The organism is Natronospira proteinivora (assembly GCF_024170465.1).
Classification (GTDB): Bacteria; Pseudomonadota; Gammaproteobacteria; order Natronospirales; family Natronospiraceae; genus Natronospira; species Natronospira proteinivora.
In genome coordinates, this window is the sequence record NZ_JALJYF010000001.1 from 1,398,257 (window position 1) to 1,423,376 (window position 25,120).

The following is a 25,120-nucleotide window of genomic DNA, read 5'->3' on the forward strand; positions in this document are numbered from 1 at the left end:
TTAGCGCTCGGAGAGACGATAGGCCCTGACACGGCCATCGCCGTCCTGGACCAGAAGCTTGTCTCCGGCAACCACGGGGGCGGTATTGATGCGCTTGCGGGATACACGCTCTCGAGCCACTAAATCTCCGCTATCGGCATCCAGAAAATGCAAATAGCCGTCCAGATCCCCCACCACGATGGTATCGCCAAACACCACGGGCGCGGTCATCTGACGGGCCCGCAGGGCATCCTGAACCCAAACACTGGCGCCACCGTTACGGTTGAGGGCATGGACTTCGGAATGGCGATCGGTGAGATAGATCATCTCCTCATCCATGGCCAGTCCGGACAAGCTCCCCAGATCCCGTTGCCAGCGCTGACCACCCGACAGGGAAATCGCCGCCATTCGATCCGAAGCCGATGCGGCATACACCACCGAATCGCTTGCACCCATGACCGGGGCAATATCCGCAATCTGCTCCAGTTCATTACGACCAGCAGCAATACCCACAGACTGAGCCCACTGACTTTCCCCGTCCCGAACACCGAATGCACGCACCTGACCATTGGCAAAACCAACGATCACCCGGCTACCCCGGATAATGGGATCGACTCCCCCCCGCATCTGCAGGGACGGCACATCTTCTGAACGAGACCAGACCTCGCCACCATCATCGGCGGACAAACCGCGAACATGGCCATCGGAGGTTTTCACCACAATATAGCCACGGCTAATGGCCGGCGCGGTGAGAATCTCCCCACCGACCTGGGTCGACCACAGCAATTCACCGTCATCGGCGTCCAGGGCAAACAAGCGCCCATCCAGAGCGCCGACCAACACCATGCCCTGCCCCACCGCAGGCCCACCGGCCAATGGTGCGTCCAGGTCCATACGCCAGATGCGACGGCCATTTTCCGGGTTTCGGGCCGTCAGGCGACCGGCATGGCCCGCCGTATAAACCCGCTCGCCATCAAAAGTCGGTCGAAGCCCCAGATAGAGACGCTCGGCACGCCCCCGAGCCCGGGTGCTCCAGGCTGTATCCACATCGTAACGGGCTTCGAAACGCTCCAGTTCCCTGGGATCTTCAATGGCATCCGGTTGCGCACAAGCTGCGAGCAGAAACGCTGCCAAGAGCAGGAGATGGGCAAAACCCATCTTTGGGGCACGGTATTGGAACATCAGTCTTCGTATCCAGCCAGGTCGTGATATTTCATTTCCAGCTCGGGTCGAGCTGCAAATTGCTCATCGTCCGATTCCAGAGCCCGTCGATAGGCCTCCCGCGCGGCGGCGGGGTCGCCGGCAGCCACCAGAGCATCGCCCCGGGCCTCCTGATAAAGGGGCTCAAAGCGTCCCGGATCATCCACATCCAGGACCGCCAGCGCGGCATCGCTATCACCACGGGCGACATGGACTCTGGCAAGACGGACCCGGGCCAGCTTCACAAGTTCCGCATCCCGCGCATTGTCCACGGTCCACTGCAATAGCTCCGCCGCCTCATCCAACTCCTCAATCTCCACGGCCAGAGCAGCCAGTCTCAGGCTCGCGTGGGCGGCATAGGCGGTGCGCCCATAATCCGAACGCAGCTCATCCACCAGGGCGGCGGTCTGCTGATAGTCCTGACCTTCGGCGGCCACGGCCACCTGCTGATAAAGATTGGCGGCACTGGCGGCCTCGCTTTCCTGGGAAGCCTGCCAAAATCGCCAACCGGCAATCAGGGCAACACCAATCACCAAACCGGCCACCACAAAGGTCCCGTTGTCCTTCCACCATTGCTTGATTGCTTCAAGTGCTTCTTCGTCTGAGCTGAACACCGTTATTCCCCGTTGTGTTGAATTCGATCATGCAGAAGCCCCGGGAGCGCGCTCCAATCGGCCTCGAACTGTTCCTCACCCGATCGCAGCGGCTTGACACCGATTCGCCGGGCCCCGACTTCCGATTCGCCCAGAATCAAGGCGATGGCCGCGCCGCTGCGATCGGCCTTCTTGAGTTGTGACTTGAAGCTGCCGCCGCCGCAATGAGCAGTGAGCCGAAGGTCGGCCACCTGATCCCGCAGGGATTCGGCCAGCTTCCACCCTTCCCGTTCGGCAGCCTCGCCCATCATGGCCAGATAGACATGAGGCTCCACATCCCGGCGCGGCGGCGCTTCGGCCAGCGACAGCAGCGCGATCAATCGCTCCATCCCCAGGGCCCAACCCACTGCGGGCACATGCTTACCACCCAGCTGGGACACCAGGAAATCATACCGGCCACCGCTGCAAACCGCATCCTGAGCCCCAAGCCGGTCGGTTGTCCACTCGAACACCGTGCGAGAATAGTAATCCAGGCCGCGAACCAGGCGGGGGTCCACCTCATAAGCCAAGCCTTGATCATCCAGGCGGGCTTTCAGGGTGTCAAAATGAGCCGCCGACGCTTCGTCCAGATGATCCAGAATGCTGGGGGCCTGCTTAATAATGTCAGCCAAATCCGGGTTTTTGCTGTCGAGAATCCGCAGGGGATTGGTCTCCAGCCGACGAAGGCTGTCCTCATCCAGGCGATCTCGATACTGGCCGAAATAGTCGACCAGTTTTTTCCGATAGGCCTGACGGGCCTCCGGGTTCCCAAGCGAATTGAGCTTCAGTCGCAGATGCCCCAGACCCAGGCGTTTGAACAGGCGGGCGGTGAGCAGCAACATCTCGGCATCAATATCCGGCCCCTCAAGGCCATAGGCTTCCACGCCCATTTGATGGAACTGTCGATAGCGCCCCTTCTGCGGCCGCTCGTGGCGAAACATGGGGCCCTGATACCACAGCCGCTGAACCTGGTTGTGAAACAGACCATGACTCATGCCCGCCCGTACACAACCGGCCGTACCCTCAGGACGCAGCGTGAGACTGTCACCGCTGCGGTCCTCAAAGGTATACATTTCCTTTTCCACCACATCGGTCACCTCCCCGATGGAGCGAACAAACAACTCGGTCTTCTCCACGATGGGCATCCGAATTTCCCGATAGCCGTATTCTTCGAACACAGCCCGGGCGGTTGCCTCCACCTGGGCCCAGACGGGGCTTTCCTCCGGCAGGATGTCATTCATCCCCCGTACGGCTTGAACTCCCTTGGACACAACCACTCCTCTACCGGCCGTCAACCAGTCGGATCTACAAAAATTGGGAATCAGAGGCGGTCCCGCTGACCTATTCTGGCGGGTTCACCACTACCCGGGCCGTATTATCATTACGAATCCGCCCGGAAAACTCCATGGACTCGCCGTCCACTTGCAATTCGATAGCCGGCGCGTTTCCCATAAACAGCTCAATGGGGGCCAGGCCATCCAGCTCCAGGTGTTGCCCCTCCTGGGCCAGCCCATAAAACAGCTGTTCGCCATCCGCTGCTCGAACTTCAAGCCAGGAATCCCCAGTCATTTCCAGTACCAGGGCACGCTCCACCGCATTTTCAGGTACTACGGTTTCCGGCTCAGTCTGCCCGGCATCCTCCTCCGCGACAGGCTCCGTTGATCCAGTCTCCATCTCGGGCAGACGGTCATCCAGAGCCTGGCCAATTTCTTCTTCAAGGCCACTGAATTCGGGGGCGCCGTCTTCCTCTCCAGCAGATGCCAAAGCCGGTGTCATTTCAGTGTCGCCTTCAGTCCCGATCACCGACAGGTCCGTACGTGTATCCAGATGAAGTCCATCCGCCTCTTCCTGCCCACTGGCAGAGGCCAGGTTTTCAGGGGAACCCTGATCAGGAGCCTCGGCTTCCATATTGTTTTCCAGCGAACCGATCCCGGCCACGGGATCCCGATGGGGACCGGCATACCACCACAGTGCCCCCATCAGCAGCATGGCAATCACCACCAGCCAAGCCACCGGGAATATCCAACGGGGTGTACCGCCGCCAACCACCGGCTCCTGGCGGTGATGGTTCACCTTGGGATCGAAGTGCACTTCCTCGGGCAAGGTCGCTTCGTATTCCTGGAGGACTTCCGTTTCCGGCAACTCCAGTAAACGGGCATAATTCCTCAGGTGCCCGCGAACAAAAATGGGCGCTTCCAGTACTTCGAAACGATTTTCCTCCAAGGCTTGCAGGATACTGGAAAGGACCCGCAGTTCCTGCGCCGCCTGTCCCAGGCTGAGGCCCCGGTCCTCTCGCTGCTGCCTGAGTCGCTCACCCGGTCCGGCAGAGGATTGCTTGTCCGCCAAATCATCCTGTTTTGTGTCGTGGGGATCCTTTCCCTGATCCGAATCCATCAGAGAGGGATCATCAGTCATAACCCAGCTCCGCCAGTCGATGCTTCTCGTCTGAATCAGGGTATTTCGACTTCAGCCGATTCGCATAACGTTCAGCCTGTTCACGGTCATCCAGGGCTTCTTCAATACGGACTCCCAGCAACAATGCCGAGGCCTCCAACTCACCTTGGTCCGCCAGACGCTGGAAAAAGGCCCGGGCGCTGAGAAACTCTTCTCGCTCATACTGCATGGATGCCATCTGTCGCAGGGCCTCCTGGTAGTCGGAACGGAGCCTGAGAGCATTACGGAAATATTCCTCGGCTGCCTCATAATCGGGAATACGACGAACACAAGATCCGGCATTGGCCCAAGCCACCTCGGGTGTCTGGTAGAGCCGATTCTGGGCTGCCTGGACCAGCTGCTCCTCGGCTTCCCGATATTCTCCCTGGCGACACAGGAAAGTGCCATAGTTGTTGCTAACGGAGGGGTTGTCTCCATCCAGTCTCAGGGCACGACGATAATGCCGTTGTGCCAAACGGCTTTCGTTGATCTGTTCATACAGCAATGCAATGGTGGAATGGGCCATGGCATTGCGGTCGTCAAACTCCAGGGACTTTTCCAGGTTGTCCTTGGCCGCACTCAGATTCCCCTGGCGCATGTAATGCACCCCGAGCTGCAAATGACTGCTTGCCGCTTCCTCGCGCTCCGTATCCCTTTCAGGGGTACCCGTGCAGGCGGTTAAAAACAACAGCAAGAAAACCAGAATTGCCCAATTCCGATACACCATCATGAAGCCACTCCCTCACTGGCAGCCGCTCGACGCTCCTGTCGTCGACTGCGATCTTTGACCTCACCGGCCAGCTGACCGCAGGCCGCATCAATATCATCACCGCGGGTCTTGCGGGTAATGACGTTAAATCCCTTGTCCAGCAGGATCTTTCGAAAACGCTGAATCCGGGCGTCGCTGGAACGACTGTAGCGCGCCCCAGGGTAAGGATTGAAGGGTATCAGATTGATTTTCGAGGGTATCCCCGCCAATAGCTTGGCCACCCCGCGGGCATGCTCCTCACCGTCATTGACCCCATCCAGCATGACGTATTCCCAAGTGATATGCCGCCCGGGGTGCTGCTCGATGTAATAACGGCAAGCCGCCATGAGGTCCTTGAGCGGCCATTTCTGATTAATGGGCACGATCTCGTTTCGCAATTCATCGAAGGGCGCATGCAGGGAAACCGCCAGCGCCGCCTCGGATTGCTCGGCGAAACGATAGAGATTGGAAACCACACCGGAAGTACTGAGCGTCACCCGACGCTTGGAAAGGCCCAGGGCCAAGTCATCCAGCATGACATTGATGGCCGGCATGACATTGCGAAAATTGGCCAGGGGCTCGCCCATGCCCATCAAGACCACATTGGTCAGGCGCTTGGCATTGTGTTCATCTCGCCCCAGAAGGCGGTTCACATGCCACACTTGGCCCAGTATTTCGGCAGTGGTGAGATTGCGATTGAACCCCTGTTCGGCGGTGGCGCAAAACTGGCAGTCCAGCGCACAACCTACTTGGGAGGAAATACAGAGTGTGCCCCGGCCTTCCTCCGGAATGAAGACCGTTTCCACCGCGTTACCGGAATCCACCCGCATCAACCACTTGCGGGTGCCATCCTGGGAAAGATGATCCGAGACCACCTCCGGAGCCCGCACTTCGGCGGTTTCCATGAGATGCTCGCGGAGTTTCACGCTGAGGTCGGTCATGCGGGAGAAATCCGTTTCTCCCTGCTGGTAGACCCATTTCATGATCTGGCGGGCACGAAAAGGTTTCTCGCCAATACGCTGGAAGTAAGCTTCCAGCCCGGCGCGATCCATACCCAGCAGATTGTTCTTCAGAACCTCAACCACCAGTCTGTCTCTCCACCCCCGGCCAGCGGAGGTCTGCTGCGATTAACGCGGGCAGATGTCATCGTTCTTGAAGAAGAACTCGATCTCGCTGCGCGCGGTGTCCTCACCGTCGGAACCATGGACCACATTGGCATCAATGGTCTTGGCGAAATCGGCACGGATAGTGCCGGGCTCAGCCTCGGCCGGGTTGGTAGCACCCATCAACTCACGATTACGGCTGATGGCGTTCTCGCCTTCCAGCACCTGGACCATCACCGGACCGGAGGTCATGAACTTGACCAGGTCCGCGAAAAACGGCCGTTCCTTGTGAACCGCATAGAACCCTTCGGCCTGATCCTGGCTGAGGTGCATCATGCGAGCGGCGATGATCTTGAGGCCTGCTTTTTCAAAGCGGCTGTAGACTTCACCGATGATGTTTTTTTCCACGCCATCCGGCTTGATGATCGACAGGGTGCGTTCCACAGCCATTCTACTTCTCCCAAATATACGGTTAAGGACACTAAAAAAAGGAATTCATTCAAACTGTTCCGCCGCCGCCCGACCCCCATCAGGGGCCGAGAGACGGCGGCGGAAGCAAACGCGTCATTCTACCGGGCGAGGGCTCCGGACGGCAACGTAAATGCGGGGCCTCAGACGGTGAAACTCTCCCCGCATCCGCATTCGTCCTTCACATTGGGATTATTGAACTTGAAGGCCTCGTTGATACCTTCCCGAACATAGTCCAACTCCGTCCCATCCAGGAATGAAAGGTGCTCCCGATTCACCAGCACCTTCACCCCATGATCCTCGAAGATCACGTCGTTTTCGCTCTGATTGTCGGCATAATCGATCACGTAGGCCCAGCCCGAGCAGCCGGTTTTCTTGATGCCCAGACGCAGCCCCAGACCATGCCCGCGCTTCTCCAGATGGGAAGTCACGCGATTGGCCGCAGATTCAGTCAAGCTGATCGCCATTGATATCACCTCTTTTCACTCGTTTCGGCTGTCGGATTCCAAGTTTCGCGCAGCGTTTCTGGCCGCGTCCTCCACCGTCAGACAGTCATCCATCGCTTCGGCAGGGGCCGCCAGGGCTTTTGCCAGCTCTCCGGCATCGGGCAGAACCTGCCCCTGACACCAGCGCTCCACGGCATAGTCCGCAGCGGCAATGCCCCAGGGCCCGGCGTGGGCCAGAAAACCGCCTCGCCGGGGGCTCGCCTGCAGCCAGATCAGCACCTCGCTGTCTCCGGCCCGGCCCCGGGCCCGACCCACGGCCGCACCTTCCGGCGGTGGCCCGGCATGGCCGGCTTCATTGAAGCGCTGCCAACATGCCTGACTGTAAGGTCCCGGCTCCACCGAAGCTGCCATGGGCGATCCCGTCTCGTCTCAGTTGCAGCCGCTGCCAGCTGACTATTTGGGCCATTCTAACCTGAAAGCGCGGTCGGACCCGAATCCGATTGCCCCCGTGGAGACAGGGAATGGAGTCGGCGAACCACCTGCTCGATCCGGTCAGCGGCAGCGGAGAGCTCATCCCAGTTGCTGAAACGCCCAAAACTGATCCGCAGAGAGGCTTCCGCCTGGGCCTCCGACAAGCCCAGGGCCCGCAATACATAAGACGGCTCCACGACAGCCGAGGTGCAGGCCGAGCCGCTGGAAACCGCGACATACGGATCCAGTGCGGCCACCAGAGCCTCACCATGAATCCCCTCGAATCGAAGGTTCACAATGCCCGGCACCCCCTGCGCCGAGGTGCTGTTAAGAGCCGCCCCCGGCAGCGTCAGCAAGTGCGACAGCAGCTGCTCACGCCAGACCTTGAGACGCCCCATCTCTTCATCGAGTTCCGCAGCCGCCAGGTGGGCGGCCTCCCCCAGGCCCACCAGCTGATGGGTGGCCAGGGTTCCCGAGCGCAGCCCCCGCTCCTGACCGCCCCCCAGCATCAGCGGTGATACCCGGGCTCGCGGGCGTCGGCGCAGATACAGTGCGCCCACCCCCTTGGGCCCATAGAACTTGTGGCCGGAGAGAGACAGCAGATCCACCGGTACCTGGCTGAGATTGATAGGCCGCTTGCCTACCGCCTGGGCCGCATCCACGTGAAAGAGTATGCCCCGCCGACGGGTCTCGGCGGCCATCGCTTCAATCTCCTGTTCCACCCCGATTTCATTATTCACCCACATCAGGCTCACCAGGATGGTGTCTTCCCTAAGGGCCTGAACCAGCTGGTCCCGACTAATATGCCCCTGGGCATCCGGCGCCAGCCAGGTGACCTCAAAACCCTCTTCCTCCAGGCGCTTGAATACATCCACCACCGCCTTGTGCTCGCTGCGACTGGTAATCAGGTGCCGCCCCCGATGCTGATGGAAGTGGGCCGCGCCGGCGATGGCAAGATTATTGGACTCGGTGGCGCCCGAGGTGAAGATCAGCTCTCTCGGCTCGGCACCGATCAGGGCGGCGAGCTGGGCCCGGGCATGTTCCACCCGGGCCCGGGCCTCCCGCCCGGGTCGATGGCTGGAGGCCGGATTGGCAAAACAGCCGTCCTGGGTGAGGCACGCCGACATTTTCTCGGCAACCCGGGGATCCACGGGTGTGGTGGCGGCATAGTCCAGATAGATGATGCGGTCGTTTGGCAGGGACATGGTCTCCCCCATTCCGATGAACTCTCCCCATGATAACGCGGCCAGACGGCAACAGGCTTGATTGGACGCAAGTATCGGCGAAAAGACTTGACGCCGGGAAGCTGAATTGCGTACTGATGAAATGGCACTGATGCAAGCGGGAGTGGGTCGAATGCGGGATCACGAGGGCCTGAGTTTTTCCATCACTGAGTACCAGCGCCGCCTGAGTGAGCTGCGGGCCCGCATGGAACGCCGCTGCATGGATGTGGCCGTGATCACGGATCCGGGCAACCTGCTTTACCTCACCGGCTACCAGACCACCGGTTACTCCTATTTCCAGGCCCTGGTGGTACCCCTGGAAGATGAGCCATTCATGGTGACCCGGCGGCTGGAAGAAACCAATATCTGGCCACGGACCTGGGTGGAACACTCCCGCCCCTATAGCGATACCGGTGATGCCATCGAAACCCTGCTTCAGGCCCTTAAGGAGTTCGGCCTGGACAAGGGCTGGGTGGGCTATGAACGCAATAGTTACTTTTTCCCGGCCTACCAACAGGAAAGAATGCTGGCCAGCTTTGATACCAGCAACTTCGTTGACTGCTACGGCATCGTGGAAGCCAGCCGCATTCTCAAGTCGGAAGAAGAACTCCAGATGATGGAGAAAGCTGCCCGGGCCACGGAAGTGGGCATGCAGGCCGGGATAGAGGCCGCCGTCCCGGGGGCCAGCGAAAATGATGTGGCGGCAGCGGTCCATGACGCCATGTTCCGGGCGGGTGGCGAATACCCGGCGGTTTCCCCCTACATCACCTCCGGGCCCCGCTGCATGATTGGCCACGCCACCTGGGAAGGACGAATCATTCAAGAAAATGAGGGGGTCTTTCTGGAGATCGGCGGCTGCATGCGCCGCTACCACACCGCCATGATGCGCACGGTATGGACCGGCAAACCGCCAAAGGCGATGCGGGAAGCGGAAGCCGTTGCCAATGAAGCCCTGCAGGAAATGCTCTCCACCATCCGCCCCGGCGTCACTTCAGCGGAGGTGGATCACGCCGCCCGTCACATCATTGCAGCCAATCGCCTGGATGCCGAGCTGATCACCCGTGCCGGCTACAGCATCGGGATCGCCTTCCCCCCCAGCTGGGACGAGGGTTATATGCTCAGTCTTAAACCCGGAGATCGGCGCCCCCTGGAGCCCGGAATGACCATACACCTCATCCCCTGGCTTTACGGGGTGGAAGGCGACAAGGTCATGGGCACTTCGGAAACCGTGGTGGTGACCCGGGATGGCTGCCGCTCTTTCTTCAAGGGGCCGGAACGCAAGCTGTTCCTTCAGCACTGAGCAGCAGGCCCTCCCCGCCATGACTGGTCAAGCCGGCCCGGCTTCCCTATCCTATTCCACCTTGAGCCAATCACATCGATGGAGCCTGTAGCAATGACGGCAAAATATTTTTTCACCGGCCTGACCCTGGCCACCCTCGCCTTGGGCGGGCCCCAGGCCATGGCCGATGGCATGGAAATGGACGACCTGTACAAGATCAAACAGGTCGGCCAAGTGAGCATTTCACCCGACGGGGAGCATGTGGCCTATACCCGCAGCGTCCAGCGGGACCCCTATAACGATGACAACGGCCCGACCTGGAGCGAATTGCATATGGCCACCGACGAGGGTGAAAGCCGCACCTTCATCGGCGGCAAGGTCAACATCGGCGCCATTGATTGGCGACCGGACGGCAAGGCCATTTCCTTCCTGGCAAAGCGTGAAGGCGATGATCAGCGATCCCTGTACGTGATCCCGGTGGATGGCGGGGAAGCCGAGCGGGTGCTCAGCCACGAGACGGCCATCCGCAGCTACAGCTGGCATCCGGACGGGGAACGGGTTGCTTTTTTGGCCACCGAAGCCAAGGATGAAGACCGCACGAAACTGGAAGACAAGGGATTTAATGCCCGCGTCATCGAGGAGCGACTGCGCCCAGTGGCTGTCTGGACTGCCACGGCCGGAGACAAGGACAGCATTGAGCAAGTTGAGCTTGAGGGGTCGGCCTCCGAGCTGCACTGGAGCCCCGCAGGTGACAAGCTGGCCATGATGATCGCCCCCACGCCCTTGGTGGATGACGATCTCATGTTCCGCAAACCCCAGGTGGTAGACGCCGATAATGGTGACGTTGTGGCCACCTTTGATGTGGAAGGCAAGCTGGGCCCCATGGCCTGGTCCCCCGATGGAGAATACCTGGCCTGGGTGGGCGCCGATGACATCCATGATCCCCGGGAAGGCCGACTGGTGGTAGGTGATGTCCAAAGCGGCTCGGTCGAAACCATCAAGGGCCGGGAATACCTGGGCCATGTGCAGACGCTGGACTGGGACTCTGATGACAGCATCATCTGGATGGGGCACCGAGGGACCTACAGCGAACTGGGGCGCATCCACCGCGACGGCAACGAGGAGGAAATCCTCATCGACCAGGGACAGCCCATCCTGCGCAGCCTGAGCCTGGCCGATGACGGCAGCCTGGCCTTTGCCGCCGACAGTCCGGACCATCCCCGTGAACTCTATGTGCACCAGGATGGCGAGCTGGACCGCTGGACCGACAACAACCCCTGGCTGGCCGACCGGGAGCTGGCGGAACAGGAAGTGGTCACCCATGAAGCCCGGGACGGCCTGGAACTGGAAGGCGTTCTGATCCGGCCCCTGAACGAGCGGCGCCGGGGCGGACATCCCATGATCATGGCGGTCCACGGCGGCCCGGAAGCCCATATTTCCAACGGCTGGAACACAAACTATTCCGACCCGGGACAAGTGGCCGCAGCTCAGGGCTATGCGGTTTTCTATCCCAACTACCGGGGCAGCACCGCCCGTGGAGTGGAGTTCACCAAACTGGGCCAGGCCGATGCGGCCGGCGCCGAGTTCGACGATCTGGTGGACGCCAAGGATCATTTGGTTGAAACCGGCCTGGTGGATGAAGACCAGGTGGGTATCACCGGGGGTTCCTACGGCGGCTATGCCTCAGCCTGGGGGGCGACGGCGCTCACCGAGCACTTCGCCGCCAGTGTGATGTTTGTGGGCATCAGCAACACCATTTCCAAGTTCGGCACCTCCGACATCCCCCAGGAATTGATGTTGGTACACGCCCGCAAGTGGCCCTGGGATGACTGGGAATTCGCCCTGGAACGCAGTCCCATCTACCATGCGGAAAATGCCGAGACGCCCATTCTCATCATGCATGGTGAAGCCGACACCCGGGTCCATGTGAGTCAGTCCATGGAGCTTTACCGGACCCTGAAGGTGCAGGACAATGTGCCGGTCCGCATGGTGACTTTCCCGGGGGAAGGTCACGGCAACCGTAATGCCACCAGCCAACGGGAGTACACCATGCGTCTGATGCGCTGGATGGACCATTTCGTCCGCGATGGTAGTGAGACACTGCCGGAGGCGGATCTGGACCACGGTGACAAACTCTGACACCCGATCAACCGGGCCCCGGCTATGCCGGGGCCCGGTCTGGAACAGGATCAACAATGACGGACAAGAACAAGCGCTACGGCATTCGCATCACCATGCCGGGCAATGACCCCCTGGCCATGCCCCATTTGCTGGGCGAGGATTGGGAAAGCTTTCGCTGGTATGAAACCGAGGAGGAGAGAAACCGTGCTTTGGAGGACATCCCCCGGGAGCACCAATTCTCCCGCTCCGGCGATCGGCCCAGCATTCACTGCGAACCCGTGGATCGCTAGCAGAAAGCCGCTAGTGAGATTTGACGGGCAAAGCCTGATTGGCTTCCAACAATCGTGTCAGTTCTGACGCCCGGCGGGGTCGGCTGAAAAAGTAGCCCTGGGCTTCATCACAGCCCAACTCCGCCAAGATGTCCCGCTGGGCTGCTGTTTCCACCCCTTCCGCAATCACCTTCAGATTCAGGTTGTGGGCCATGGCCAGAATAGCCTTGACGATAGCGAGTGCACCCTGGTCCTCCGGCAGGCCCATCACGAAGCTGCGATCGATCTTGAGATAGTGGATGGGAAAATCTTTGAGATAACTCAGGGAGCTGTGACCGGTACCAAAATCATCTACCGCGATATCCATGCCCATCTCCGCCACAGATCGCAATACCTCCTGGGCCCGCTCCGGATTTTCCATCATCATGCTCTCGGTGATTTCCATGTGGAGATCCCGGGGTGTCAGCCCATTGTCAGCAATCAATTTGGCGATTTCCTGAATCAAGCCACGGCGGTTGAACTGCCGGGCCGAGACATTGATTGCCACCCGAACGGGAGGCAATCCCGCCATACGCCATCGTGCGGTCTGCTCACAGGCCTCCCGAAACACCCAATGACCCAACTGGCCAATGAGGCCATTGCGTTCCGCCAGGGGGATGAAGGTGCTGGGGGGAATCACCCCCTGCTCGGGATGATGCCAGCGAACCAATGCCTCGACCCCCGTCATGCGATTATCTACCAGGCTGACACAGGGCTGATAGTGAAGGATGAACTGATCCCGTTCCAAGGCGTCCCGCAGAGCCTTGGACATAAGCAGATCTTCGTAGGCACGGGCATTCATTTCGGCCGAGAAAAACTGGGTGGCATTACGCCCCTTGGCCTTGGCCCTGTACATGGCCGTATCGGCATTTCTCAGCAGGGTATCGGCATCATCCCCATCATTGGGAAAGGCAGAGATGCCGATGCTGCATGAGCTAACCAGTTCATGACCCTCCACCCACACCGGCTCGGACAATTCGGACAACAAACGGCCGGACAGCTCTGCCAGAGCCTCCATATCAGGTCGACCTTCGGTCAGGATGGCAAACTCGTCGCCACCCAGCCGGGCCAGCATGTCATTGTCTTTGAGCTGTTCCTCCAGTCGGCGGGCAATCGCGATCAGGAACTGATCACCAATGGGATGCCCGAGGGAATCGTTGACCATCTTGAAATGATCCAGATCCAGGAAGATAAGACCCACCAATGTGCCCCGGCGTTTTGCCCTTTCCAGGGCATGGGTGCACTCCTGTTGGAACAGGGAGCGGTTGGGTAGCCCCGTCAAGGGGTCATAATGGGCGAGCCGCTCCAGCTGGCTTTCGTACTCCTTCTTCTGGGATATATCGTTGAATACGCATACGAAGTGCCCTGCCTCACCCTCGCTGTCTTTCACCGCACTGACACTCAGCAGAGCCGGATAGACATCGCCTGACTGTCGTCGATTCCATATCTCGCCCTCCCAGTAACCACCAACCGACAAGGCTTCCCATATAGGTGCTTCCGTCATTGCCTGGCCTTTGTGATCGGAGCATAGGTGAATACGTTCTCCCATCACTGCATCACGACCCTGCCCGGTAATTCTCGCAAAGGCCTCATTGACAAAGACCACCCGACGATCCTTATCAAGAATAATGACGCCTTCCACCGTGTTCTGAAGTGCCTGATAAGCCAAGCGATAACTTTCTTCCGCCTGGCGTTGGCGGGTAACATCCCGATAGATACCAAAAACACCAATCTGGTTCTCGTCGATCATGACGGGTGCGCCCAGGATGGACATATCCAGCAAGGTACCGTCACGACGAAGGCGCCGGCTTTCTGCATTAACCGGCTGCCCGGACAGCACCTGATCGGAAAGGGAGCTGCCTTGCTCATGCATGGATTCAGGGACGATCAGATCATTAATGGTTTCTCCGATGACCTGATCATTTTCGTAGTCGAACATGTCCAGCCAGGCCTGGTTGGCTTGCAGGATATGATCCTGGGAATCCAGCAGAACAATCCCTTCGGGAGAGGCATGAAACAGTTGGCTGAAAAAGGCCTGTTGATCCGAGAGGGCCTTTTCCATTTCCTTGAGCGTTGAGATTTCCCGGGTCAGGTCCCGATTGGCCGCCTCCAGCTTCTGATTCTGCTTCGCCAGCTGTGCCTCCAGCTCGGTGGCCTGACGGCGCAAATGGCTTTCCCGTTCTCGCTCCTGCGTGATATCACGGACATTGGCACGCAGCAGTGGGCCATGCTCAAAATCCAGGCGGCTAAGGGTCACGTCACATAAGATTCCCCGTCCATCCGCATGCTGATGCAGCCATTCGAATTGATGCTGTCCGTAACGAAGCGCCTGGCGGATATGCAGCGCGGCCTGGGAACGGGAATCACTGCCATCGGGTTGTTTTGACGGTGACAACTCGCTGGGATGGCAGCCCACCAACTCTTCCGGCCGTCGGTATCCGAACAAGGACAGGGCGGCAGGACTGCTGGCGACGACCTGATTGGCAGCCAGCACCAGAACGGCATAACTGGAGGCGTCAAACAAGGCCCGATAGAGCTCGGCATCATCAGGCATGATGGCGGCTGGACGATTCCGTCGTTGACCCATCAATCCCTCTCCTTGCCACTACTTCGCTTATGCAACATGGTACGGTACCGGAAAACCGGCTCAAACCAGAGCGCCTCATCATCCAGCGGCGTTTGCTCCGGCAAAAACGGGTTATCCAGCCAAATAATAGGGCGGTCACCAGAAAGGTATTGTTCTATTGCCATGCTGTGGGCAGGATAGGTTTCAAACAGGGACTGGAAAGCATTTGTTTCAATCGCCCGCTGCAGGCCCAATTCGAGTCTTTCCGCCAAGGCTCGGTTGTCCGGCGCCACAAAAAAATAAATGGGGGCGGGATAGGCAATCAATGGTCCTGTCCCGGGCACCAGATTGAACCGTTCATAAAGGTCTTGCTCGGCACCGATTTCCACCACGGCCCGGGGAATGTAATCCACCCGCCCCTTTTCCAGCATCCGGAAAAGCCCCTCATAACTGGCGCTGGTTTCCACGGCGATGTCATTGCCTTGTAATATTCGGGTATCCGGCCAATCATGCCCCTGTCCAGGCGAAAAACCCTTCAAATCAGAAAGTCTGGAGACAGAGGCCATCATATCCACCTCCTTCTGACGCACCAGTGGCAGACGAATCCCCAGCAGACCCTTGAGTAATGGAACCCGGATCGGGCGCAGCCTGGATTCGCGATCCGGGTCGGTCATGGACCAGAGCACATCGATATGGCGGCCAGCCAGCATTTCCCGCATGGCGCGGCTCTGATTCATTCGCAAAGGCGCCTCTTGCAACTGGTATTCACCAAAATCCTCTTCGGTCTTTTCCAGGGCCAGTTCCAGAACATCCAGGAAATAGGCATCCCGCTCATCGCCCGCCGCGTCCGGCTTAATATATCCGATGGTCGTGGGCTCGGCTTCGCTCCTGCCTCCAACAAGCAAGGCGAGCCCCATCACAATCGAACCAAGAAGCTTGCCATCAAGCATTTTCCAGGGCCTCCAGCAGGAAGCGCTCGACCTGTTCTAAGGGCATTGGTCGGGCGAAGTAGTAACCTTGAACCCGTTCACAACCACAGTTTCGGAGAAAGTCCAGCTGAGCCTCTGTCTCCACCCCTTCCGCCACCACCTCGATCTCCAGATCATGGGCCAGGGAAATAATTGCACGCGTCAACAGCGCATCATCCTCATCCTCGCTGATATCTCGGACAAAATCCCGGTCGACTTTCAATGTATCGACCTTCATGCGACGCAAGTAGCCCAGAGCGGAATAGCCGGTCCCGAAATCGTCGATTACAAGCGATATCCCCATATTCTCAAGCCGTGCGAGCAGTTGACGGGTATAACGCAACTCGTCCACAAAAAGCCGTTCGGTCAATTCCAGTTGCAAGGCCTCACCCGACAGATGGCTTTGCTGCAGGGCCTGGGAGACCGTGGCCAGAAGGTCACCTTCCACCAGCTGGCGGGAGGAGACATTTACCGCCACCGTCATATCCTGCAATACCGGGTGGCGTCGCAGGGAAGCCAGGTCCAGCAGGCCTCTCCGAAGCACCCACTCACCGATGGGAATAATCAGGCCATTTTCCTCGGCCAGGGGAATGAACTCATCCGGCGGCACCAGTCCACGCTCCGGGTGCCGCCACCGAATCAAGGCTTCCAGGCTTACCGCCTTCCCGGATGACAAACTGATCACGGGCTGGTAATGCAACTCGAACTGCCCTTCGGCCAGAGCATGACGAAGATCTCCTTCCAGGGTCAGGCGATGCTGGCTCTCGCGCCCCAGTTCAGACTCGTAAAAACGCAGGGAATTTTTCCGGTCTCCCTTCGCCGCATACAGGGCCGTATCCGCCGCCTGCAGCAGTTCCCGGGCCGTCTGACCGGATTGCGGGGCCATGGCCACGCCGGCCGTTATGGCGACAAAGAAGGTTTCATCGCCCAGGGGAATCGGTTCACGCAGTGCGGCCATCAGGGCTTCAATACGTTTTGCCAAACCGTCCGGGTGCTGAATATTCGGCATGATGACCAGAAACTCGTCACTGCCGAATCGAGCCACAATCCAGTCTTCTTCGCTATAGCGAGTAAGCCGATCTCCCACCACCACCAGGATTTCGTCACCCACTTCATGACCCAGACTTTCATTGACGTACTTGAAGTTATCCAGGTCCAAAAACAACAGAGCCGTGCTTTGCCCCTCTCCGGCCCGGTGTATGGCCCGGGTCAGGTGCTCATAGGCCAACACACGATTGGGCAATTCAGTAAGGGCATCAAAATGGGTATGGAAATCCAGGCGCTCCTGCACGGTTCTCAGCTGCGTCGTATCCTCAATAAGGGCGATATAGTAGCTTGACTCCCCTTCACCCACGGCCTTCAGGGAAATCCAGGCCCATCGATAATGCTCATCTTCCCGCCTGAAACGGATTTCACCCTGCCATGTCTCACCGGCCATCACCGCTTCCCAGGGGTCGCCGGCCCCCTCTGCAACGCTCACCCGCTGATGCAACCATCCCCCTTGTTGGAAGGCAGGCTCACCAAGAACATCGTTGGCCTCACAACCACTGAACTCCACGAACCGTGGGTTCACATACTCCACACAACCATCATGATCCATGATGACGACACCGGCCGGTGACTGTTCCAGAGCCTTGGCTAGCAGATTCCGCTCCTTTTCCACCACTTCCCGAGCACCGATGTCAGAACGGATGCGCGTGACGGCATGATCAAAGGCCTGACTGACATCATCCAGCTCATCCGGTCGAAGTAAGCCTCCTTCACTGCGATTCAAACGCAAGTGCTCACCCAGTTGATCCAGACGCAAGCCATGGGCAAAGCGGCCCAGGGCCTGGAGGTGCCGGGTAACCAGATAATAGAAGGCGGCGAGTATCAAGAGGGAGACTGAAAAAGTCTTGACTCCCTGGGTGACCAGGATGAACAACCCCATGTTCCACAAGCGACCATGAATGGCTTCAAGGTCGGCTGCCACGGTGACTGTCCCCAAGGTCTGGGGATCACCTTGCTGACCCTGATAGACAACCGGGATCTGGTGACGCAGCTGATGGGGATAGTCACTGCTCTCCCCCACCGTCATTTCCAGATCCCCTTCAATACGGACCTGGCGAACATGGGGCAGCTGCAATATGCCCCGCAACTGCAGCCCCACCTGGGTCTCATCCAGGGCCCAGACGCTACGCCCCAGGCTCTCGGCGAAACTGGTATCAGCCTGTTCCAGTCGCTGCTCCAGGCCGCCCAGATCTCGCTGATACTCCCCGTAAAGCTGGTAAACCGTGATGGCCAGCGTAAACACGGAGCTGATGAGCAGGATCACCAGTACGACCCGCAAACTCAAGCGTCGATGACGCAGCCACTGAGGCAAGGAAATGGGCTTCACCGAAATGCTCCCCCGGTTTCGGCATCCTTGGAGGCCATTGTTCCGGCCATGCTCGGACGGGAATGCCACCCCCCGATTCTCCAAGCGTAGCAGGGCCCAAGAGCCCGCGGGAGCAATTTGCTACTGGCGATCCTCCACCTGGGGGAGGCTGAGGGTATCCCCGGGCCGCAAGCGCGCCATATCCATATCCGGATTGTATTGCTGCAGCAACCATTCCGGCAGATTGCCAAAACGCCGGGTGATCACCCACAAGGAGTCGCCACTGCGCACGCTGTAATCTTCGACGCCGGCAATTCGGTGATCCTGGAAGAACTGGGCCTGAATCTGCTGATGGAAAGCATGGCGGCGGGTCTCGTATTCCGACGGGGAAACCTGCGCGAAATCCAGCCTCAGCCGATCACCGGCGGATACCGACTGCCCAAAGCGCAACTCATTGAGCTGACGCAGACGCTGGGTGGGAATCTCGAGCCAATCGGCATGGTGACCCAGTGTCTCGCCCCATTGCAGCTCCACCCGGCCATCCGAGCCCACGGCGTAATCGGCCGGGTCGGCCGCCAGCTCCGGCTGGGTTTCGGCCAGCATGGCATCCGCCATTTCCGTGGCAACGACACCGGGCTCAGCGTCCTCATCGATGACGGCCTCGGGGGACTCCTCCAGCGCCGGAACGTCATCCACAGTCGGATCCGCGGCAGCCACTTCCGTTTCCGCCTGGCTGTCTTCCTCGGCCGGGGCCTCGGGTTCTTCCGTTTCCACCACCTCCTCAGCCCGGGGCTGGCCAACCTGAATGGTCTGTCCCGGAAAGATCCGGTCGCCATTATCAAAGTCATTGAGGGCGTTCAGCTCAGACACCGAGGTAGCAAACCGCTGGGCGATCAGGGAAAGATTGTCACCGGGCCGAACCCGGTACTGACCATCCGCAGGCACGCGCTCTTGCCGCAAGCTCGCACCACCCCCTCGTCCGGGGAGGGTCAATCGCTGCCCCTGGCGTACCCGATGCGGGTTAGCCAAATCATTGGCCGCTATCAACTCGCTTAAACTAATATCATAACGGTCCGCCACCAAAGACAGACTCTCTCCACGACGCAGAACATGGACACCATCCCTGGCTCCGGCACCCCTTGCCGTGGCCGCTGCGGCCTGCCCCGGCAAGGTAAGCCGTTGCCCCACTCTGACGCGATGGGGGTTTTGCAGATTATTGGCCGAAACCAACTCGCTCAAACCGACCCCGTATCGGTCCGCCACATGGGACAGCGTCTCCCCCCGGCGAAGAACGTGGTAACGATCCGGCTCCTGACGGGCAAAGTGTTGATCCTCGGGCACCGCGGCCAGAAGCTCGCTTCCATTGATCCCCGAATGGTCCTGCGGCAGCCTCAGGACGTAGCCGCGAGGAATATGCTTGCGTCCGTCCCACACCGGGTCCCGCAGGGCCGGATTCAATCGCCGCAGGGTTTCTTCGGCCAAGTCCAGTGCCTCGACCACCGCCGAGAGCGGCAGATAGGCCTCCATCTTCACGCTATTCGGCGCCTCCGCCGAACGGATATTCAGATCGTTAAAATATCGATGGGGCTCGGCATGCAGGTCAAGCGCCGCCAGAAAGGAAGGATAGAAATTGCGGGAAGCGAAACCGAAGCGGCGACCTTCATACTGGCGATTGAGGGTGACGATGTCATCGCTGCCCATCACCGAGACCGCCCGCCGAACCCCGGCTGCACCATGGTTGTATGCAGTTAGTGCCAGCGGCCAGCTGCCGGTGGTTTCATAATTGTGCCTGAGTAATTGGGCCGCGGCCACGGAGGAAAGCCAGGGATCCAGCCGCTCGTCCACCACATGGTCCACCTGCATGAAACGCTGGCCCGTGCCCTGGGTAAACTGCCACATGCCCGAGGCCCCCACCCGGGAGCGGGCATAGGGGGTAAAGGAGGACTCCACATGCGGCAAGGCCACCATCCCTTCCGGCACGCCGTGCTCGCGCATCACTTCCCGAATATAGGCATCCCATAGCCCGGACCGCTCCAGCCCGGCCCTGAAGCGGTCCGACTGGCCCAACTGAAAACGGATCCGGTCCGCCGCGGCGCGGTAATCCGCGGCGCCAAACTCCTCCCCCCATTTCTCCCGCAGTGAACGGGCCGAGGCCGTGTCCGCATCGGGGTTCTGGGCCATGTCCAGCAGCCGGTCACGATGATATTCCCGGCGCTCCGTCAGGATCCGCCGCCGCTCGCTGCGACTGGCACCCTCGGGAAAGCGCACCACTTCATAGACCACATCCAGATAACGATGATCGTGGAGCAGCCCCCCATCGGTGTCCACTTCGCTGTATACCCGCTTCCAGAAGTTGACGTCCGCCTCAAACTCGTCCGGCTTGGGAAAGGGATCACGGATATCGGCCTGAGCCTCCAGGCTCATTAGCAGTAACAGCGCCAGCAGGGAGGTTCGAATCACAAGTGGTATTCCTCCGAAAAATCATCCATTAAGCGGGTATCGGCCGCACCGGCCCCGCATCACCCCTGGGTGTCAGCCGTGGGATCTACCTTGCCAAAACCATGGGACAAGCATTTGCTCACAAGGTTCGTATGACTGGCCGTCATTCTGACACTGACTGGGTAACTTGTCAGCGCAGCACGAGACTCTGTCAGTCCCACCTGCGCGAAGGCCACCCAGTGCGTTATGCTGTAGGACTTTCACGTCAAAAAACGGATCGAGTCATGCAGCAAGCTCCAACCCGCGATGCCGACCATCTGGCCCATATTGATACCGTCCGCCGTCGTTTCGACGACGCCATGGCGGCCCATGAGGTGCCCTGTGTCGTGATCGCCAGCGGCGGCGTCGCCCAGCGTTTTCTGGACGACATCGCCTACCCCTTCAAGGTCAATCCCCTGTTCAACTACTGGGTGCCGCTGACCCAGCACCCGGACAGCTACCTGATTTATCGGCGGGGGGAGACGCCCCGGCTGTTGCTCCACGCCCCGGAGGATTTCTGGCACAAGACCCCGGAAGCCCCCCAGGGCGCCTGGACCGAGGCCTTCGAGATCGAAAGTCATGGCGAGGCTGATGCCATGGAAAAGGCCCTCTCCGATCTCGAGGATGCGGTTTTCCTGGGGGAGCAGCCCCCCGAGGCGCTGCAGTCCCGGCCCCGGAACCCGGAAGGCCTGCTCAACCACCTGCATTACTATCGGGCCTGGAAGACCACCTATGAGCTGGACTGCCAGCGGGAGGCCAACCGCCTGGGGGCCCTGGGCCATCGGGCCGCAGAGGCCGGCTTCCGGGATGGGGCCAGCGAGTTCGAGCTGCACCAAGCCTTTTGCACCGCCTGTGGGCACACCCAGAACGATCTGCCCTACCCCGGCATCATCGCCCTCAACGCCAATGGCTCCACCCTGCACTATGATCGCCTGGAACGTGAAACCCCTGAAACCCATCGCGCCTTCCTGATCGATGCCGGGGCCGGCTATGCCGGCTACGCCTCGGACATCACCCGCACCTATAGCGGAGGCGACAAGGGCTTTGCCGACTTGATCGACGCAGTGGACGCCATGCAGCGGGAACTCTGCGATCTGGTCCGGCCCGGCGTCTCCTTCGGCGAGCTGCACGATCAGACCCATCGCCGGGTGGCCCGCCTGCTGGCGGATTGGGCCTTCATTACCGTCTCCGCCGACGAGGCCTTCGATTCCGGCCTGACCCGCCGCTTCTTCCCCCACGGCCTGGGCCATTTCATCGGTCTGCAGGTCCATGATGTGGGCGGGCACATGGGCGGGCCGGACGGACGGCGGGCACCGCCACCGGAGGCCCACCCCCATTTGCGCACCACCCGAGAACTGGATACCGATCAAACCCTGACCATTGAACCCGGGGTCTACTTCATCGATAACCTGCTTGATCCCATTCGGGATACCGATGAAGGCAAGGCCGTCAACTGGGAACAGGTGGATGAATTCCGGCCCTTCGGGGGTGTTCGCATTGAAGACGATATCCGGGTCACGGCCGACGGCCACGAGAACATGACCCGGAATGCCTTTAATAAAGTCCAAGCAGGAGGATAACAATGCGTCACCATCAATCCATTCAGGCAGCCAGTCTGCTACTGGCCTGTGGCCTGTTAGTAGGCTGCAACACCCCGGCTCATGGGGATGTCCGTCCACTGGAAATCAACGAAAATGAGCTGGTGGAGCAATCGGTCATCGGTGAGATCACCCAGCCCCATCAGGCGGACCCGCCCCTGCGGGTATCACCGGAAGGGGATGTAAAAACCTTGCCGGGTACCGGCGGCATCACCTACAACTTCCGAGCCGGTGATTCGGCCGTCCACATGGCCGGTGACCACGTGGAGCCGGCCGTAAGTATCCGCAATGGCGATCCCGGGGATACGGCCAACCATGCCCTCAATGTGATGGCCCAGATCGGCAACCGGGTCCGTATCATTGACGGCGCCGCGGAAGGCGCCGAGGGCCGGGTGATCGGCAAGCATGGCGGCATCAACAACGTGATGGTGGATTTCCCCGACCAGGTCTATGACGATTTGGTAATCGGCGATCGCATGCAGATTCGCACCATCGGACTGGGCATGGAAGCCGAGAATGTGGACGACGTTTATATTCGCAACGTCAGCCCCGCCCTGCTGGAAGCCATGGAAGAACGCGGCATGGGTGTGAATGAACAGGGCCAGCTTCGCATCCCGGTGACCCACCGCATTCCGGCCAAGATCATGGGCTCCGGCCTGGGCCGCAACCACGTGGCATCGGGGGATTATGACATCCAGTTCTTTGATGAAGAGGTGGTGGAGCGGTATGGTCTGGACAGCCTCCGCTTTGGAGACATCGTCGCCATCACCGATGCCGACCACAAATACGGTCGCATCTATCGCGGCGGAGCCATCAGCGTGGGTGTGGTGGTGCACGGCATCAGCCGGGTCGCCGGGCATGGCCCGGGTGTCACCTCCCTGTTCACCTCGCCCTCGGGGAATATCGAGCTGCAGGATGACGAGGAGATGAACCTGATCAACCTGCTGTCGATTCACTAGGCTGCACCCCGTGGGTCGTATTGAATCAGTTTGATTGCTGCGGACGCCCGGCCCCACAGGGTCGGGCGTTTTTCTTGAAAACCGCCTAGGGGAAGACCGAGATGGAATGGCTGTCCCTGCTGCCGCCCCTGGTGGCCATTGCCGTGGCCGTCTGGAAGCGCGAGGTCATCATCGCCCTGCTGGCCGCCCTGTTCGTCTCCGAGACCCTGCTGGCGGGTTTCAATCCCGGCGGCGGTTTCACGGGCATGCTGGATCGGGCCACCGATGTCTTCTCCAGCCCCAACAGCACCCGCATCCTCCTGTTCAGCCTGCTGGTGGGGGCATTGCTGTACTACATCCAGTACTCCGGCGGGGTGGCCGCCGTGGTTCGCTGGCTAACCCGGGGCGGCTACACCACCAATGCCCGCCGGGCAGGACTGCTGCCCACCTTCACCGGCTTTGCCATTTTCATCGAAACCAATATGAGCATCCTGACCTCGGGGATCGTGGCCCGGGGTCTGTTTGATCGCTTCAAGATGAGCCGCGCCCGGCTGGCCTATATCATCGATTCCACCTGCGCCCCGGTGGCGATCCTGATCCTGCTCAACGGCTGGGGGGCCTATATCCTGGGCCTGCTGGACGAGTTCGACTATGAGAGCCCGGTGGCCATCCTGGCGGCCACCATCCCGCTCAACTTCTACGCCCTGATCACCCTGGCCCTGGTGCTTTACACGGTGATCACCACCCGCGTCCACGGCCCCATGAAGACAGCCGAGTCACGCATGGAAGAGATTACCGAGGATGAGTCCATCGAACCCACCCGGGCCCGCTACATGCTGCTGCCTGTGGGGACCATGATCGGGGGGATTCTCTTCTTCCTCTGGCTCACCGGCGATGGCAGCCTGCTGGCCGGCGCCGGTGCCCAGTCGGTTCTCTGGGCCACCGCCCTGGCGGTGCTGGTGGCCTATGTCCTGCTGCGCTGGGACGGGGTCTTTGAACACAAGCGGCTGGTGGACCTGGGTTTCCAGGGCATGGGCAAATTGCTGCCAGTGGTGGCCACCGTGCTGCTCGCCCTGGCCCTGGGCGCCAGCATGCAGGGCCTGGGCACCGGGGAATTCGTGGCCGCCATGCTGGGCCCGGCCCTGCCGGTCTTCCTGCTGGCACCCCTGGCCTTCATCGCCGGCGGCATCATCTCCTTTACCACAGGCACCTCCTGGGGCACCTACGGCATCCTGATTCCCATCGCCCTGCCCCTGGCCGCAGCCATGGATGTGCCCCCGGCCCTGGTGCTCGCGGCGGTCATGGGCGGCGGCGTCTTCGGCGACCACTGCTCCCCCATCTCCGACACCACCATCATCTCTTCCCTGGGCGCCGGCTGCGACCACCTGGAACACGTCCGCACCCAACTTCCCTATGCCCTGGTCGCCGGCCTCGCCGCCGTCCTGGCCTACACAGCCAGTGGCCTGCTGATGATGTCCTGAGGTACGAGAATCCGAAGAGCCCGCCGAGCGTTCCTGGAACTACTCATCCAACGATCTATATGAAAAACAACTAAGCTAGTGAACCCCACAAAGTACCATTTGAGGAATCCCCAAAATAAATATTGAGCAAGACACTTTCCCCAAAATACAAGCACTAAAAACTCTGAAATAATAGCCAATAAAACAAGAAACAGAATATCTGGAATTAATCCCGAAACATGGTGGCGAATCTTGCTCATTGGGAATAACGTTCCTGGTAAAAAGCACAATTGACGACGTCAATCAGATCCAGTTGGACATAATATTGAGAGTTTGTCGAATACA

20 protein-coding genes are annotated in these 25,120 nt (G+C 59.9%); 6 read left to right on the top strand and 14 right to left on the bottom strand.

What is annotated here, in order from left to right; genetic code table 11:
- From bamB to J2T60_RS06595, 10 genes are all read right to left on the bottom strand, one after another.
- The gene (bamB, locus tag J2T60_RS06550; protein WP_253447062.1) at positions 1-1,161 is read right to left on the bottom strand and encodes an outer membrane protein assembly factor BamB; all 1,161 of its coding nucleotides are present in this window, start codon (positions 1,159-1,161) and stop codon (positions 1-3) included.
- Positions 1,161-1,793, bottom strand: coding sequence for a YfgM family protein (locus J2T60_RS06555; RefSeq protein ID WP_253447065.1), 633 nt, complete (start codon positions 1,791-1,793; stop codon positions 1,161-1,163). The genes bamB and J2T60_RS06555 overlap by 1 nt, the downstream gene beginning before the upstream one ends.
- Before the next feature lie 2 nt (positions 1,794-1,795).
- Positions 1,796-3,082 (bottom strand): histidine--tRNA ligase, encoded by a 1,287-nt coding sequence (hisS, locus tag J2T60_RS06560; protein WP_253447068.1) that lies wholly within the window; start codon positions 3,080-3,082, stop codon positions 1,796-1,798.
- A gap of 70 nt (positions 3,083-3,152) precedes the next feature.
- Positions 3,153-4,226 (bottom strand): RodZ domain-containing protein, encoded by a 1,074-nt coding sequence (locus tag J2T60_RS06565; protein ID WP_253447071.1) that lies wholly within the window; start codon positions 4,224-4,226, stop codon positions 3,153-3,155.
- A complete protein-coding gene (pilW, locus tag J2T60_RS06570; protein ID WP_253447074.1) occupies positions 4,219-4,974 on the bottom strand; it encodes a type IV pilus biogenesis/stability protein PilW in 756 nt (251 codons plus the stop codon). The genes J2T60_RS06565 and pilW overlap by 8 nt, the downstream gene beginning before the upstream one ends.
- Positions 4,971-6,077, bottom strand: a complete 1,107-nt coding sequence (rlmN, locus tag J2T60_RS06575; RefSeq protein ID WP_366518285.1) for a dual-specificity RNA methyltransferase RlmN — start codon at positions 6,075-6,077, stop codon at positions 4,971-4,973. The genes pilW and rlmN overlap by 4 nt, the downstream gene beginning before the upstream one ends.
- A gap of 42 nt (positions 6,078-6,119) precedes the next feature.
- Positions 6,120-6,545, bottom strand: a complete 426-nt coding sequence (gene ndk, locus J2T60_RS06580; protein WP_253447077.1) for a nucleoside-diphosphate kinase — start codon at positions 6,543-6,545, stop codon at positions 6,120-6,122.
- A 161-nt stretch (positions 6,546-6,706) separates the two neighbouring features.
- Positions 6,707-7,030, bottom strand: coding sequence for an iron-sulfur cluster assembly protein IscA (iscA, locus tag J2T60_RS06585; RefSeq protein WP_253447080.1), 324 nt, complete (start codon positions 7,028-7,030; stop codon positions 6,707-6,709).
- Between the two features lie 15 nt (positions 7,031-7,045).
- On the bottom strand, positions 7,046-7,420 hold the full coding sequence (locus J2T60_RS06590) for a hypothetical protein (RefSeq protein ID WP_253447083.1): 375 nt from the start codon (positions 7,418-7,420) through the stop codon (positions 7,046-7,048).
- A gap of 56 nt (positions 7,421-7,476) precedes the next feature.
- Positions 7,477-8,685, bottom strand: coding sequence for a cysteine desulfurase family protein (locus J2T60_RS06595; protein WP_253447086.1), 1,209 nt, complete (start codon positions 8,683-8,685; stop codon positions 7,477-7,479).
- Positions 8,686-8,791: 106 nt separating this feature from the next.
- Here J2T60_RS06595 and doeA point away from each other — a divergent pair, with 106 nt between their 5' ends.
- The 3 genes from doeA (at position 8,792) to J2T60_RS06610 (ending at position 12,393) form a co-directional block, all read left to right on the top strand.
- The gene (gene doeA / locus J2T60_RS06600; RefSeq protein ID WP_253447089.1) at positions 8,792-10,003 is read left to right on the top strand and encodes an ectoine hydrolase; all 1,212 of its coding nucleotides are present in this window, start codon (positions 8,792-8,794) and stop codon (positions 10,001-10,003) included.
- 93 nt (positions 10,004-10,096) lie between these two features.
- Positions 10,097-12,121, top strand: coding sequence for a S9 family peptidase (locus tag J2T60_RS06605; protein WP_253447092.1), 2,025 nt, complete (start codon positions 10,097-10,099; stop codon positions 12,119-12,121).
- Between the two features lie 56 nt (positions 12,122-12,177).
- On the top strand, positions 12,178-12,393 hold the full coding sequence (locus J2T60_RS06610) for a hypothetical protein (protein ID WP_253447095.1): 216 nt from the start codon (positions 12,178-12,180) through the stop codon (positions 12,391-12,393).
- Positions 12,394-12,403: 10 nt separating this feature from the next.
- Here J2T60_RS06610 and J2T60_RS06615 read toward each other — a convergent pair whose 3' ends face one another.
- The 4 genes from J2T60_RS06615 to J2T60_RS06630 all read right to left on the bottom strand — a co-directional run bounded on the left by J2T60_RS06615 (position 12,404) and on the right by J2T60_RS06630 (position 20,761).
- Positions 12,404-14,998: a sensor domain-containing protein gene (locus tag J2T60_RS06615; RefSeq protein WP_253447097.1), complete on the bottom strand. Its 2,595-nt coding sequence runs from the start codon at positions 14,996-14,998 to the stop codon at positions 12,404-12,406.
- Positions 14,998-15,927, bottom strand: a complete 930-nt coding sequence (locus tag J2T60_RS06620) for a transporter substrate-binding domain-containing protein (RefSeq protein ID WP_253447100.1) — start codon at positions 15,925-15,927, stop codon at positions 14,998-15,000. The genes J2T60_RS06615 and J2T60_RS06620 overlap by 1 nt, the downstream gene beginning before the upstream one ends.
- Positions 15,920-18,322 carry a bifunctional diguanylate cyclase/phosphodiesterase gene (locus J2T60_RS06625; RefSeq protein ID WP_253447103.1) on the bottom strand — a complete coding sequence of 801 codons (2,403 nt, stop codon included), beginning with the start codon at positions 18,320-18,322 and terminating at the stop codon, positions 15,920-15,922. Before J2T60_RS06625 ends, J2T60_RS06620 begins: the two co-directional genes overlap by 8 nt.
- 120 nt (positions 18,323-18,442) lie before the next feature.
- Positions 18,443-20,761 (bottom strand): LysM peptidoglycan-binding domain-containing protein, encoded by a 2,319-nt coding sequence (locus tag J2T60_RS06630; protein WP_253447106.1) that lies wholly within the window; start codon positions 20,759-20,761, stop codon positions 18,443-18,445.
- 263 nt (positions 20,762-21,024) lie between these two features.
- On the opposite strand from J2T60_RS06630, the gene pepQ reads away from it, so the two are divergent.
- The 3 genes from pepQ (at position 21,025) to J2T60_RS06645 (ending at position 24,796) form a co-directional block, all read left to right on the top strand.
- Positions 21,025-22,359, top strand: coding sequence for a Xaa-Pro dipeptidase (gene pepQ, locus J2T60_RS06635; RefSeq protein ID WP_253447109.1), 1,335 nt, complete (start codon positions 21,025-21,027; stop codon positions 22,357-22,359).
- A 2-nt stretch (positions 22,360-22,361) separates the two neighbouring features.
- Complete coding sequence (locus tag J2T60_RS06640; RefSeq protein WP_253447112.1) at positions 22,362-23,336, top strand: DUF4438 domain-containing protein; 975 nt, start codon at positions 22,362-22,364, stop codon at positions 23,334-23,336.
- Between the two features lie 101 nt (positions 23,337-23,437).
- Positions 23,438-24,796, top strand: a complete 1,359-nt coding sequence (locus J2T60_RS06645) for a Na+/H+ antiporter NhaC family protein (RefSeq protein WP_253447114.1) — start codon at positions 23,438-23,440, stop codon at positions 24,794-24,796.
- Positions 24,797-25,120 lie beyond the last annotated feature (324 nt).